This is a genomic window from Parashewanella sp. 2304DJ23-3 (genome assembly GCF_056591695.1).
The window spans coordinates 1-13,795 of sequence record NZ_JBWQOH010000013.1; the positions used below are offsets into that span (position 1 = coordinate 1).

Consider the following 13,795-nt stretch of genomic DNA (forward strand, 5'->3'; position numbering starts at 1 on the left):
GTTTTTTGCTTTTTAATGTTCGCCTGCTGAAAAAGCGAACTGTAGCGCTCATTTTTTCTCTACATCGTGTAATTATCACGCTGATTTAGCCATATTAGCCCTGATTCGGTATAGTTCATCTCATTATCTATTTATCCATTAGGCTTTATTATTATGTCATCGATTCGTTCTTATAAAGGAATGCGCCCTTTTATTGGGGAAAACACTTACATTGATTCAAGCTCGGTGCTTATTGGTGATATTTACCTTGATGAAGATGTCAGTATCTGGCCGATGGTTGCTGCTCGTGGCGACGTCAATGCGATTAAGATTGGTGCAAGAAGTAATATTCAAGATGGTACCGTTCTTCATGTGACTCATAAATCTGAATCTAACCCTGATGGTTATCCTCTCACTATTGGAGATGATGTTACGGTAGGCCACAAAGCTATGCTTCATGGTTGTACTATTGGTAATCGTGTATTGGTCGGAATGGGAACACTTATCTTAGACAATGCCATCATTGAAGATGATGTGATGATTGGTGCGGGTAGTTTAGTGCCACCAGGCAAAGTTTTAGAGAGCGGTTACCTCTATGTAGGTAGCCCTGTAAAACAAGTACGCCCGTTAAATGATAAAGAACGTACTTTTTTGAGTTATTCTGCAGCTCACTATGTTCGTTTGAAAAATGATTATATTGCCGAAACGGCCGAATAAATTTATTTAAAAGTAAATGGCGCCGTTTTCATCCACTTCTTCGGCGTCAATTTTGTCTTCAAAGTGCTCTTCGATATCAAATCGAAGTGATTCCGCTACTTCGATGACATTGTCTTCTTGCACTTCTTTACCGGCTAACGTATTTAATTGCTCAAGCGATAGATAACAAGGAATATTGATCCCCATATTCTGCGCCGCAAATTCAATCGTGTTCTGTTCTTTGTTGAATACCAAGCTGTCTGTAAAAATCACACTTTGGTTCATTTCAAGTTTTCTCTTAGTTTGTTTAAGACAGCCTTGGGTTCAGGCTGAACGTTACGCCAAATACGAAAGCTATTCGCCGCTTGATGTACCAACATACCTAAACCGTCTGCAACATTTTTTGCTTTGTGCTGTTTTGCCCACACTAAAAATGCTGTTGGTTTGGCAGCATAGACCATGTCATAACAGTTAATGTTGTTATGAATCACCTCAACTGGAATATTTGGCACCTCCCCCGTTAAGCTTGCAGCTGTAGCATTGATAATCAGATCAAATGGTGCTTCTTGGCTCAGTTTATCAAAGCCTAGAGCACTTAATTGTTGATGATTGAAATGTTTAACTAAGGCTTCTGCTTTGTTTTTGGTTCGGTTAGCGATAGTCAACTGCTCTACTTGTTCGTTGAGCAGTGGCAGAATACAGCCACGAGTCGCACCACCAGCACCTAAGATTAGTATGCGTTTATTTACTAGCTCACCAAATTGCAGTTTAAGATCGGTAACCAAACCATAACCATCGGTATTATCACCTTTTAGTTTACCTTCTGCTGTTATTGATAAGGTATTCACTGCACCAGCGACTTTAGCGGTATCCGATAATTCATCACACAGCGTTAACGCTTGCTCTTTAAATGGAACGGTGACATTTGCTCCAAGTCCACCTGCTTTCTTAAATTGCTCAACCGTCTCTTTAAATGACTCTAATGGCGAAAAAAGTTTCTCATAGTTTAGAGACTGTTGAGTTTGTCTGGCGAACTCAGCATGGATAAATGGAGATTGGCTGTGCTCTACGGGGTTGCCAATAACGGCATATCTGTCTGCCATTCAGTTTTCCTTTATAATGCTTTGCAGTTATTCCTTATCATCAAGAATATTAAGACTGCAAAATGAACTGGTTTAAACGTACGCTTTCAAAAATCACTGAACCTAATAGTAACTCTCAACTTTCTCAGCGAGATCCTTCTCAATCTAATGCTTATGATTTGATTGGTGGTGACAGCACTATTAAAGCCATCGCTGCGAGTTTTTATCAGTTTATGGATAGTGCTCCCCAAGTAAAGCCCTTGAGAGATATTCACCCTGATTCTCTTACAATATCAGAAGAAAAGCTTTATGAATTTTTAAGTGGCTGGCTCGGTGGGCCGCAACTGTTCCAGCAAAAATATGGAAATCCAGCATTGAGAGCGAGGCATATGCCGTTTGCCGTTGATGAGGCCATGCGGGATCAATGGTTGATGTGTTTTGAACATGCGTTGGCAGAAAATGTTACACAGCCTGAGCATCGACAAGCGATATTTCAGGCTGTTTCGACCTTAGCAGATCATATTAGAAACACAAAAAAATCGTAAAACATACAATCAACCATTAAAAACAACAAATATAAATACAGGCTTAACACTCACACAGATACTTAACTAAACCCTATGACTTTTTTAAAATCTTAGTTAAATTATCGACTTATGAATTCACTATGGTTTAATTTATGAAAAGTAAATTGCTATTGATTTTAATGTTTGTGCAATGTTGCTTTGCAGCCAATGCATCCAAGCTTAACAACTTTAATACTAAGTCTGTTAAGAATAGTGATGTAATTATATGTAATGATACCCAATACAATGCTGGCGATGAAAATAAAGCACTTTATGCTAAAGGTGACGGCAGCGTTAAAGCACGTTTTTTTGGAGAAACTAACATTGCTGTCATGTTTACCGCTGAAGATTGCTCTGGCTCTCACAGCAATATGACATTTGTGTGTAGCGCTAAGTATAATGTTAAACCTAACACTTGCGTAAGCTATCACTATCATAGTCCTCAAACTTCAAGACATGTATTAGTAGGCCTGCCTAAAAATTATAATGCGAAAGATACATGGAACTTTGGAAAAAGACATATGCACCTTTCCTTTTCTGTTGAGAATGGCGATGAATACCACATCTCAGAAGTTGGATGGTTAGACTCATATAATTTTACCGGAGATCATGCACTAGCAGTATTAGGGACTCGATGTAAGAAAGGCTTTATTGAATGTTCTCATGATAAACCAAGCTTTACTCCAGAAATTACTTACAAATACCCTGGTAATTATCCTACGCCCAAATAACACCCAGCTAAGATTAGTTAACCTTGATAAAGATCAGATATGCATAGGCTAAATGTTTATATTCCGGCTTATGCATAATTCAGATACTATAAAATTTAATTTAACCAATCTTGAGGTTTAAGATAGTTCTCATATAAATCAGCTTCAGGTGTACCCGCCTCTGGTGCATAGCTGTATTGCCAGCGCACAAGTGGCGGCATTGACATCAATATCGACTCAGTGCGACCGCCTGTTTGCAGACCGAACAAGGTACCACGATCATACACCAAGTTGAATTCGACATAACGGCCACGGCGATAAAGTTGGAATTCACGCTCTCTCTCGCCAAACGCTGTATCCTTTCGACGCTCAACAATTGGTGCATAAGCCGTTAGGAAACCTTCACCCACCGCTTTCATGTAATTGAAACTTTGTTCGAATCCTTTCTCATTGAGATCATCAAAGAACAACCCACCTACACCGCGAGTCTCGCCACGGTGCGGTATGAAGAAGTAATCATCACACCATTTTTTATACTTAGGATAAACGTCTTCACCAAAAGGCTGAGACAAATCTTTCGCATTTTGATGCCAGCTAATCACATCTTCTTTGAATGGATAATAAGGTGTTAAATCGAATCCGCCACCAAACCACCATACGGGATCAGCACCTTCTTTGGTGGCAATAAAAAAGCGTACATTAGCATGAGTTGTTGGAACATATGGATTCTTTGGATGAATCACTAATGAAACCCCCATGGCTTCAAAACTGCGTCCTGCCAATTCAGGGCGATGCGCTGTGGCCGATGCTGGCATTTTTGCCCCCATCACATGGGAAAAATTCACACCGGCCTGCTCAAACACATTACCGTCGGTCAGTACACGGCTGGTACCACCGCCACCTTCTTCACGCTCCCAGCTATCGGTAATAAAAGTCTGTTTACCGTCTAACTGTTCTAGCCCTTGGCAAATATTCGCTTGCAGTGCCAGTAGGAACGCCTTTACTTCAGCAGGGTTTACATTATTCATTGTTGTACTTTCTCTATCTTAAAATTTGGCCAGTTCTTGCATCTATGATGGTTGACGGTTGGGTTTGTTGCCCTAAATCACCTAAAACTAATGCATCAATGTGCTTATCAAATTGGGCTTGAATCTCATTATCGCTTCGAATCGGTGGTTCACCCGCTAAATTAGCACTGGTTGAAACTAATGGTTTACCTGCGGCTTCGCACAAACCTTTCACCACGGGATGCGCTGAAATACGAACGGCGATGGTATCAAAGATACCACGTAGCTTTGGGCTAACTCGCTCAAGCGCTGGCATGACTTGCGTGACTGGTCCTGGCCACTTTGCTTTTACTTGTTCAACTTGTTGTGGCGTCAACTTAGAGAAATCGACGTAACCTTTAAGCTGATCAAAATGGCTCGCCACAATAATTAAGCCTTTTTCCCAAGGACGCTGTTTTATCTTCAATACTTTTTCTAAGGCTTCAACATTATCAGGATCACAACCGATGCCGTATACCGCTTCTGTTGGATAAGCAATAATGCCACCAGCATCAATGATCGATTTTACTTCAACTGCAGAGATCTTCTTCATTATTGTCTTATTTAATGTTATAGGGTTTGTTTAAATTTACAGGTTTTCTTTGGACATTCGAGTCGTAAACCACTGCTCATATTACGTTGCACTAACACACTAAAACCACAATCAGGGCATGCTTGATTTACAGGTTTATAGTTCAAAATAAACTTGCATTTGGGATAAGCACTGCAAGCATAAAAGTTCTTCCCAAAACGATTAGTTCGATGTTCTAAATGCCCTTCTTTACATACAGGGCAAGAGATGACTTCGACTTCGGGTTGCTGATCGTGCTTTTCAATATGATGACATTCTGGGAAGTTAGTACAACCAATGAAAATGCCATAACGACCCGATTTTACTGCTAACTCATTCCCACATTCCGGACACTGTGAACCTTCAATCACCTGAGAGTCAATGGCTTCATGCTGAACTAACGGCCGAGTATATTGGCACTGTGGGTAATTATTGCAACCAAGGAAACTGCCTGATTTCCCGTGTTTCACCGACAATTCACTGCCACAATCCGGGCAACATTCGTATTCTTTTTCCAGCGCATGCTCATGAGCACTGAATAACTGATGGTCGATTTTAGACATGAGAGGCTAGTAAGCTCGATTCACATTGATTTTTGACACATTTTACTGAAGTTACTGGCGTTATACCAACTCTTACTCATTAGTGATCGCTCAGCAAGAGTGAAAAGCTTTAAGTGCAAGGCGCAAGTTTGTAATACTATCGGGATAATATAAGAACTTGTAACGTAGTAATTAAAGCTGTTCACCTTGCCCTTGGGAGCTCACTAGCGACCAAACGCCATCGAAAAATCGCCTTAACAATAGAACAACTATACCTTTACCAATTTCACTGAAATATTGACCGCTGATGAAGCTCTGAGTAGATCACATTTGAGTACGAGTTGGTAATAAACCAATTGATTCACTTTTTGAGCAAAAGAATATATTGTATACAGTAATAATAAATATAAGGAATAAGGACATCTCATGCTCAAGACAAAATATATGAGTATTGCGACACTTCTGTTGCTTTCACTCACTGCCTGCCAATCAACAACTCAACCACCCACGACAAAGCAAGATATTTCACCAGTATTACAACTTACTTCAACTCAGCTTTTCGATGCAAAGCAGCCGCTATTAAATGCTAATGAATTTAATAAGGTCGTCAGTTATTTATCGAATGCTCATGACACAACGTCAGTAAATCAAGCACTCTATTATTTGCGGGCTTACAGTTATTTGGGGCCAATAAAAGACATTTCAGAAACACAAAAGCAGCAATTAGCTGATGCGTTAGCGTCACTTGCGAATAATAAACTGATGGCTTCAAATCCAAGATTTCAAGAGCAGTTTGCCGTAACGATGTATCGTTATTTCAATGATGACAAGCAAGCTCAACAGGTAAAACAGTTGCTGCCATTCTTACAAGCTCAGCTCGAATCACAAACAGCATCAGTAAGTAACCAAGCAAATGACTTTGCGTTATGGGAGAGCCTGAGAGCCTATGGGTTTATGCTGCATAAAGCTGGGAAAAAGCCGGGTGGCGATTTAGCTAAAGTGCTGGTTAACGCACAAGTCGATAAGCCGATCATAGCATTTGCCAATAGTAACAAAGCAATCATTAAAATGGATGACTGGCCTTTGCAGAATGCTTATTGGGCCTTAGCCTTATATCGCTTGGCACTGCCTTCTGGTGACGATGGTAAACCAACAACTGCAGAGCTGGCCACAGACAATGCCGCAACAGCGATTGCCGATGCTGATATTGGCGATCGAGGTGAGCTTGCGAAAATGGCTTATACTTTTGGTTACCATGTAAACACCCACGCTGGACGTGAGCTTTGTGAAAAGGATACTGAACGTTGTGTTATTCCAAAGCAAGAAATTGCGCTCCCACACCGTCATGATTGTTCGAAGACCACGTTTATCACTCACCAAGATCTCACCACAGCTGAATTGACAGAGTCTTGCACTAAGCTCACCTCTCAAGAGTCTGGCTTTCATCAACTCCTTGCAACACAGAATAAACCTACGGCGAACGACCATAACCATGCGCTAGAAGTCGTAGTATTTAAAAACTGGAGCCAATATAACGCTTATGGTCAGCTTATCTATGACATCCGCACCAATAATGGTGGTATGTACCTAGAAGGCACCCCACAAAAACAAGGTAATCAAGCACGCTTTTTTGCTTTCAGGCAATGGTGGGTAGAACCGAAATTTGCAGTGTGGAACTTAAACCATGAATACGTACATTATCTTGATGGCCGGTTTACTAAGTACGGAAAATTTGGTCATTTCCCAAGCCATATGGTGTGGTGGTCAGAAGGATTAGCAGAGTACGTATCCAAAGGGGATGACAACGAACGCTCTTTCAAATTGGCCAGAGAAAATCAAGCATCAGCACCCGACCTTAAAACCATTTTTGCAACCGAATATAAAGACGGATTAGACAGAACGTATCGTTGGAGCTATCTCGCCATTCGATACTTAGCAGAAAAACATCCTGAGCAGTTGGTGCAATTGAGTAACTTTTTAAAAGATGATTATTTCGACGGTTATAAAAGCTTATTGACAGAAATTGAAGCGCATCAAACTGATTACGAGGTTTGGCTTGAGGCATTACTCAAAGCGAACCCTAAACCTGATGACAAGGCGAAAGATCGCTTATATAAGATAGACAGATACAGCTACAGAGATTATCTAAAGCCAGATTACCTTGCCTTAGATGAACAACATAAGCACTACTAATTTTTAGTTAAATACGAGCATTAGTCATGTCTAATGCTCTTCTTTTTTAACTAACATCTGACTAATTGCCATGTCAGTTTCGATAATCGGGTAAGACTGTAGATCAGGTAATTGGTAATGCCACCATTCACTATCATTCTTTTCAAAACCAGCCAATGACATTGCTCCAGCCAAGATTAAGCGATTTTTCTGGGCTTCGATATCGACTTCAAAATTGCCATGATGAGCTAATGTACGAAAATCATCAAAACCAGTTCCCATATTGAGCTCTTCGCCAAGTTCATCTATCAAAGTAACATCAAGTGCAGCTCCTCGTGGGTGGGGCCGCTCTCCCAAAACAGGATGAGAGATGTATTCAGGATTAGGTGTATGGTCAAATAAGGCTTGCTGAATGGCTAACGGCCTAAAAGCATCCCAAATTTTTATCCTTAAACCTAGCGGTTTTAACAAATTTACCGCTTGCTGTAGGCAAGATGCCGCATCTGGATGTAAAAAACATTTTGCATGTTGATAGTGTATTTTGCCTGTAAAGTTTGATGGTTTGGCATAAATCAAGTCAATCACGACATCAAAACGTTCAGGATTAATAAACTTTAAATGACTCTGCATTTCTCTCCCCTTGAAATACAAAAAAAGGAAGCCATTTGCTTCCTTTCTTTACTCGGACTCAATAATCAATACTTAAGAATGCAAACGTCCATCCGGCTGTTCAAAGATCAGATCTTCCATCTGCTCATAGGCGGATTGATGACCCGGCGCATTAAATAAAACCATCAAAATAATCCACTTGAGATCATCTAAGTCGAGTTGTGAATCCTCCAATTCCATGACACGGTCAATGACCATTTCCCTTGTCTCAACACTCAGAACTTTGATGTGTTCTAAAAACATCAAAAAACCGCGACTTTCAACATCGAGTTTTTCCATTTCCTCTTTGGTGTATATGCGAAAGGTTTGCTGGTTATGATCGCGTAAGTAAGGCACGTCCTTACTTTGTAACTCTGCCAGACGCTCTAGCCAATCCAAGGCTTTGATAATATCCGACTGATGGAAACCAGCACGTGTTAGCTCATTAGTAAGTTGGTCTTCATCAACAAGAAGTTCCGTCTCACCTTGAACATAGTTTTCGAAAAGGTACATTAAAATGTCGAACATCAGCTAACTCCTCTTCAGTTTGACGTAACCACCAGGGACGGCTGAAATCCAGCCTTGTAACTCTAACTCTAACAACTGTTCGAGAACCTGATCTATGGTTGCTCCACTATGCTCGACTATGGCATCAATTGCCGTAGCCTCATAGCCTACACTAGCCAAGAGTTTCGGAAATGGCAAATCCAGATCCGCTTCTTGACAGATATTGTGGCGACTTTTGATTTCTTCAAGGTGAAACTGACAAATGCTTGGTAATTCTTCCAATACATCATCCACACAATCCACCAGCTTAGCGCCTGATTTAATTAAATCATGACACCCTTGGCTCTGATGACTCAACACACTGCCAGGCAAGGCGAAGACTTCTCTACCCTGTTCATTTGCAAGCCTCGCTGTAATTAACGAGCCACTTCTGCGGCTGGCTTCAATCACCACCGTACCTAAACTAAGACCGCTGATGATCCGATTTCGTTTCGGAAAGTTTCCCGCATAGGGTTGGGTATCCGGCCAGAACTCACTGACGACACAACCCTGCTGCTGAATATCATGATATAACTTTTGGTGACGTTTGGGGTAAACCACATCGACCCCAGTTCCAAGAACGGCAATGGTCTTGCACTCTTGATCATTACTTGCAGCTAAGGCCCCTGAATGCGCTGCACCATCAACCCCTGCTGCCAGACCACTGCTGACAACGATTCCTCTCTCCACCAATTGCTGAGCGAACTCATAACTGTGTTTCAAACCTGTCGGGGTGGCATCTCGACTTCCTACAATCGCAATAGAAGGAATAGATAAAGACGCCACATTTCCCTTTGCGAACAGTAAAAAAGGAGCAGAATCAATTTCTTTCAGTAGCGGAGGATAAAGGGGATCATCAAAAGTTAAAATATGATGGTTTTCATCTGCCTCTAACCATGTAAGCGCTTGGTCAACCCGTTGGGGGTTTAATTCAAACTGCCTTTTGGGTCGAGATGATTCTGGAATATGCTTAAATGACGTTGTAAGAGCTTGGCGTAATTCAGCCAAGCTCATTTTTTGTAGGAATTGTTGAATCTGAACAGGCCCTAGCCCAGATACCGCACAAACAACTAACCAATCGGCCAGTTGTTTATCGTTCATTCAACCAATAGCTTTAATGACTTAGGTGATGCTAACATATCGTCGACTCTGACCGGACGATCGTTAAGCATAATTAAACCTAAACTCACATCTTCAAATGACTTAAAGATAATTAAATTTCCTCGATATGTGTGTGGCACTTTGATGGCACTTTCTTCAGAAACGGTTGCAATAAAATCATCGTAGATATTACGGTCACGCTGTTGAACTGGCTTATCATCACTATCAATCACAACTTGATCACCTTCACGCATGATGTCAAACACTTGTCCTGGCATTACACCTTGATGGCGGCCACCATCAACATACACCACATTTAAGTGACCCGCTTCACGTTGAGAATTGCCAATGGCAATTACTTTGGTCATTGGCGAAGGATTACCTGCTGAAGGCATATAAAAAGCAGACATTAACGCTTCTTCATCGACAGGCAGTGCTTTAAAACCCGCTTCGGTTTCGCGAACATTACTCAGTAATTTCACTTTAGACACAGAGCCAGACTCAATCACTCGACCACTTGCGGCTAAAATCAACTCTTGACCAAGATGCTCACCTGACTCAGAAGATACAAACTCACGCCCTTCTTCATAGATACCCAGCTTTTCACCAACAGGGAGCTGACTGTCAATATAAATCACATCACCACGAGCATGATAGCGAGACTCACGCTCACCACCGAGGACTTGTGGCTGTAGTTCTATCCATTCCATCTTCTCTACACGGTTTTGAGACAAATAAGATTGAATCAGTGATAACTCAATCACCGGAATGGCAGAACGCTTTGGAATTTTTCGCCCATGAGGGCTCATATGAACAACGGCTTTTTTCTTTTGTACTTGTTTCACGAGACGTGGCTGACCATTAACAAAAATTAATGTTAAAACATCGCCAGGATAAATGAGGTGTGGATTGGCAACCTGCGGGTTGGCCCCCCATAGTTCAGGCCACTTCCAGGGATCATTAAGAAAATACTCAGAAATGTCCCATAACGTATCGCCTTTCTTAACGGCATAAGATTCAGGGTGGTTCTTCTTTAACACCAACTCGTCTGCTAAAACACTGAAACTGAGCAGGAAAAAGATTAAAAAAGTTAAACGTTTCATGAAACTGTCCATGTCAAAGTTGTGCTTTGTATCAGCTTTTGCTGTTATTGATACCGCTAAAGGATTAAAATTAAACGATATGAGTATTTAATTTATTATATCCTCCGGATATTAATTGGTCAGTATATACTTGCTGTAAATGAAGTTGCAATTTATACGCATATAAATTCTGGCCTATTTTTAATCATTTAGAGTGAATTTATGACAATTTTAACCGTGTTACGCTTTCCAGACGAACGTTTACGCACTGTAGCTAAGCCTGTTACCGATTGGGGTGAACAACTGCAGCAGCAAATTGATGACATGTTTGAAACCATGTACGAACAAAAAGGTATTGGTTTAGCGGCAACCCAAGTTGATTTTCACCAACAACTGATTGTGATGGACTTATACGACGAAGAAGATCGCCCTAAAGTCTTTATCAACCCTGAAATTGTGGCCAGTAGTGGGCAATTTACCAATGAAGAAGGCTGTTTATCAGTACCCGGTGTGTTTGCAAAAGTAGACCGCTCGGAATTTGTTACTCTGAAAGCGAAAGACAGAGAAGGCACTGAGTTTATTATTGAAGCCGATGGATTATTTGCGATTTGTATCCAGCATGAGATGGATCACCTTAATGGAAAACTATTTGTCGATTACTTATCACCACTCAAACGCAACCGAATCAAAGATAAATTAGAAAAAGAAGCTCGCCAAGCTGCAAAAGAAGCTTAATCGCCCTTAAAAAAAGAATTTATTACTAAAGGCACGAAATTGAAACCATTAAAAGTTATATTTGCCGGTACTCCGGATTTTGCTGCTCGCCACTTACAGGCGCTGCTCGACTCTGAACATGATGTTATTGGCGTTTACACTCAACCTGACCGTCCAGCGGGTCGAGGTAAAAAACTGCAAGCCAGTCCAGTAAAGCAACTCGCTGAAAGCCACAACATTGCTGTATACCAACCACAATCCTTAAGAAAAGAAGATGCACAGCAGGAACTCGCCGCATTAAATGCCGATATCATGGTTGTTGTGGCTTATGGATTGATTCTTCCGCAAATCGTTTTAGATACACCTAAGCTCGGTTGCATTAATGTTCACGGCTCTATACTGCCGAGATGGCGTGGTGCGGCACCGATACAACGTTCGATTTGGGCTGGTGATCAAGACACGGGTGTAACCATCATGCAAATGGACATTGGGTTAGATACGGGCGACATGTTACTGAAAACACGCTTACCCATTGAGGATGAAGACACCTCTGCCACATTGTACGAGAAGCTGGCAAATCAAGGTCCTAACGCCTTAATTGAAGCTTTATCTGGTTTAGCCGCTGGAACGCTCAGTGCTGAAAAACAAGATGACACACTGGCCAATTATGCTGAAAAACTGTCTAAAGAAGAAGCAGAAATAGACTGGACTAAATCAGCCACTCAATTATGGCAAGAAGTAAGAGCCTTTAACCCATGGCCGGTTAGCTACTTTAAGCATCATGAGCAAAACATTAAAGTGTGGCAAACTCAAGCGCTCTCAGAGCAACATGATAAACCTGCTGGCACCATTGTGAGTGCCAATAAACAAGGTATTGATATTGCGGTAGCTAATGGCACGTTACGTTTACTCTCCCTACAATTACCAGGTAAAAAACCGCTTTCTGCAGCAGAAATTATGAATGGCCGAGCGGACTGGTTTGAAGTTGGTACACAACTGAGCCTGAAGCAAGTCATTAACGAGGCCGCTAAATGAATATTAGAGCATTAGCTGCTAAAGCTATTTTTGCCGTACTTGAGCAAGGCGTTTCACTCTCGGCTGCACTTCCAAAGCAACAGCAGCATTTACAAAATGGCAAAGATAAAGCCCTTTTGGCTGAGCTCTGTTATGGCTTAATGCGTCACCTACCGCAAATCGATAAATGTGTCAGTGATTGTTTAAGCAAGCCATTTAAAGGGAAGCAGCGCATTGTGCATCAATTGCTGTTAGTCGGCTGCTATCAGTTGTATTTCACTCGCATCCCTGAACACGCTGCGATTTCTGAAACCGCAGAAGCTTGCCGACAGCTTAAATTTGATGGCCTTGTAAAAGTCGTTAACGGTGTACTACGCAATATTCAGCGTAATAAAGCCGAATTAAGTACAGCGAATCCAGTTTTAGAGTTTAATACGCCAAGCTGGATCATTAAGCGTTTGCAGCAAGCCTATCCAGACACTTGGCAACAAGTAATTGAGCAAAGCCATCAACGCCCACCTATGTGGTTACGTAACAACCAAAAAGTGCAATCTCGAGATTCGTACTTACAGTTACTGCAACAGGCGGAAATTTCTGCATCAAAAGGGGACAACTCCAACGCTATTTTACTTGATAAACCAGCGGATGTGATGCAGTTACCAAACTTCGAACAAGGTTCTGTATCCGTTCAGGATGCTGCGGCACAATGGGCGGCTGAATTATTAGCACCACAAGATGGGGAGCTCATCCTTGATGCTTGTGCGGCACCGGGTGGTAAAACTTGCCATATTTTAGAGTCTGCTAATGCAGATGTCGTTGCTGTAGATTTTGATGAGCAGCGCTTAAAACGAGTAACTGAAAACTTGGAACGTTTAGCACTCACCGCCAAAGTAATTCATGGCGATGCTGCTGACATTCCATCTTGGTGGAACGGTGAACAATTCGATCGAATTCTGTTGGATGCGCCTTGTTCTGCAACAGGAGTGATTCGTCGCCACCCTGATATTAAATGGTTACGCAAAGAAGCCGACATTACAGAACTTGCTAAGTTACAACAAAAAATTCTCGATCATTGTTGGCAATGGTTGAAACCTGGGGGTACGCTTATTTATGCGACCTGCTCAATTTTACCGCAAGAAAATAAAGAGCAAGTGGAAGCCTTTTTAGCTCGTACTGACGATGCTGAGCTATTAACGATCGACCAGCAAGCTGACAAATCAGCGATTGGCTGGCAAATCCTTCCGGGTCAAAGCCAAATGGACGGATTCTATTATGCAAGGTTGCTTAAAGCCGAGTAAAAGCAATTGGACACAAAACATATCTTCA

Annotated in this window: 16 protein-coding genes; 7 read left to right on the forward strand and 9 right to left on the reverse strand. The window is 41.6% G+C overall.

The window, feature by feature from the left end; all coding sequences use genetic code 11:
* Nucleotides 1-150: 150 nt before the first annotated feature.
* On the forward strand, nt 151-696 hold the full coding sequence (locus tag AC1EU2_RS17305) for a gamma carbonic anhydrase family protein (protein ID WP_480299631.1): 546 nt from the start codon (nt 151-153) through the stop codon (nt 694-696).
* Between the two features lie 6 nt (nt 697-702).
* Here AC1EU2_RS17305 and AC1EU2_RS17310 read toward each other — a convergent pair whose 3' ends face one another.
* Nucleotides 703-960 carry a DUF1488 family protein gene (locus AC1EU2_RS17310; RefSeq protein WP_480299532.1) on the reverse strand — a complete coding sequence of 86 codons (258 nt, stop codon included), beginning with the start codon at nt 958-960 and terminating at the stop codon, nt 703-705.
* Nucleotides 957-1,778, reverse strand: coding sequence for a shikimate dehydrogenase (gene aroE, locus AC1EU2_RS17315; RefSeq protein WP_480299533.1), 822 nt, complete (start codon nt 1,776-1,778; stop codon nt 957-959). The genes AC1EU2_RS17310 and aroE overlap by 4 nt, the downstream gene beginning before the upstream one ends.
* 62 nt (nt 1,779-1,840) lie before the next feature.
* Here aroE and AC1EU2_RS17320 point away from each other — a divergent pair, with 62 nt between their 5' ends.
* Nucleotides 1,841-2,302 (forward strand): group II truncated hemoglobin, encoded by a 462-nt coding sequence (locus tag AC1EU2_RS17320; RefSeq protein ID WP_480299534.1) that lies wholly within the window; start codon nt 1,841-1,843, stop codon nt 2,300-2,302.
* Nucleotides 2,303-2,436: 134 nt separating this feature from the next.
* Nucleotides 2,437-3,054 carry a hypothetical protein gene (locus AC1EU2_RS17325; RefSeq protein ID WP_480299535.1) on the forward strand — a complete coding sequence of 206 codons (618 nt, stop codon included), beginning with the start codon at nt 2,437-2,439 and terminating at the stop codon, nt 3,052-3,054.
* Between the two features lie 95 nt (nt 3,055-3,149).
* Here the strand turns inward: AC1EU2_RS17325 and hemF are convergent, their stop codons facing one another.
* The 3 genes from hemF to AC1EU2_RS17340 are packed head-to-tail and all read right to left on the reverse strand — an operon-like array spanning nt 3,150 to nt 5,213.
* Nucleotides 3,150-4,061: an oxygen-dependent coproporphyrinogen oxidase gene (hemF, locus tag AC1EU2_RS17330; protein WP_480299536.1), complete on the reverse strand. Its 912-nt coding sequence runs from the start codon at nt 4,059-4,061 to the stop codon at nt 3,150-3,152.
* A gap of 13 nt (nt 4,062-4,074) precedes the next feature.
* On the reverse strand, nt 4,075-4,632 hold the full coding sequence (gene tsaC, locus AC1EU2_RS17335) for an L-threonylcarbamoyladenylate synthase type 1 TsaC (protein WP_480299537.1): 558 nt from the start codon (nt 4,630-4,632) through the stop codon (nt 4,075-4,077).
* A gap of 17 nt (nt 4,633-4,649) precedes the next feature.
* On the reverse strand, nt 4,650-5,213 hold the full coding sequence (locus tag AC1EU2_RS17340) for a DNA topoisomerase family protein (protein ID WP_480299538.1): 564 nt from the start codon (nt 5,211-5,213) through the stop codon (nt 4,650-4,652).
* A gap of 405 nt (nt 5,214-5,618) precedes the next feature.
* Between AC1EU2_RS17340 and AC1EU2_RS17345 the strand changes: the two genes are divergently transcribed.
* A complete protein-coding gene (locus tag AC1EU2_RS17345) occupies nt 5,619-7,385 on the forward strand; it encodes a collagenase (RefSeq protein WP_480299539.1) in 1,767 nt (588 codons plus the stop codon).
* A gap of 30 nt (nt 7,386-7,415) precedes the next feature.
* On the opposite strand, the gene ddpX is transcribed toward AC1EU2_RS17345, so the two are convergent.
* From ddpX to AC1EU2_RS17365, 4 genes are all read right to left on the reverse strand, one after another.
* The gene (ddpX, locus tag AC1EU2_RS17350) at nt 7,416-7,994 is read right to left on the reverse strand and encodes a D-alanyl-D-alanine dipeptidase (RefSeq protein WP_480299540.1); all 579 of its coding nucleotides are present in this window, start codon (nt 7,992-7,994) and stop codon (nt 7,416-7,418) included.
* Between the two features lie 72 nt (nt 7,995-8,066).
* Entirely contained in the window at nt 8,067-8,540 is a 474-nt protein-coding gene (locus tag AC1EU2_RS17355) for a DUF494 family protein (RefSeq protein WP_480299541.1), read from the reverse strand.
* A gap of 3 nt (nt 8,541-8,543) precedes the next feature.
* Entirely contained in the window at nt 8,544-9,659 is a 1,116-nt protein-coding gene (dprA, locus tag AC1EU2_RS17360) for a DNA-processing protein DprA (protein WP_480299542.1), read from the reverse strand.
* A complete protein-coding gene (locus tag AC1EU2_RS17365; RefSeq protein WP_480299543.1) occupies nt 9,656-10,774 on the reverse strand; it encodes a LysM peptidoglycan-binding domain-containing protein in 1,119 nt (372 codons plus the stop codon). Before AC1EU2_RS17365 ends, dprA begins: the two co-directional genes overlap by 4 nt.
* 189 nt (nt 10,775-10,963) lie before the next feature.
* Here AC1EU2_RS17365 and def point away from each other — a divergent pair, with 189 nt between their 5' ends.
* The 3 genes from def to rsmB are packed head-to-tail and all read left to right on the forward strand — an operon-like array spanning nt 10,964 to nt 13,767.
* Nucleotides 10,964-11,476: a peptide deformylase gene (gene def, locus AC1EU2_RS17370; protein ID WP_480299544.1), complete on the forward strand. Its 513-nt coding sequence runs from the start codon at nt 10,964-10,966 to the stop codon at nt 11,474-11,476.
* Nucleotides 11,477-11,515: 39 nt separating this feature from the next.
* A complete protein-coding gene (gene fmt / locus AC1EU2_RS17375; protein WP_480299545.1) occupies nt 11,516-12,490 on the forward strand; it encodes a methionyl-tRNA formyltransferase in 975 nt (324 codons plus the stop codon).
* The gene (gene rsmB / locus AC1EU2_RS17380; protein ID WP_480299546.1) at nt 12,487-13,767 is read left to right on the forward strand and encodes a 16S rRNA (cytosine(967)-C(5))-methyltransferase RsmB; all 1,281 of its coding nucleotides are present in this window, start codon (nt 12,487-12,489) and stop codon (nt 13,765-13,767) included. The genes fmt and rsmB overlap by 4 nt, the downstream gene beginning before the upstream one ends.
* Nucleotides 13,768-13,795 lie beyond the last annotated feature (28 nt).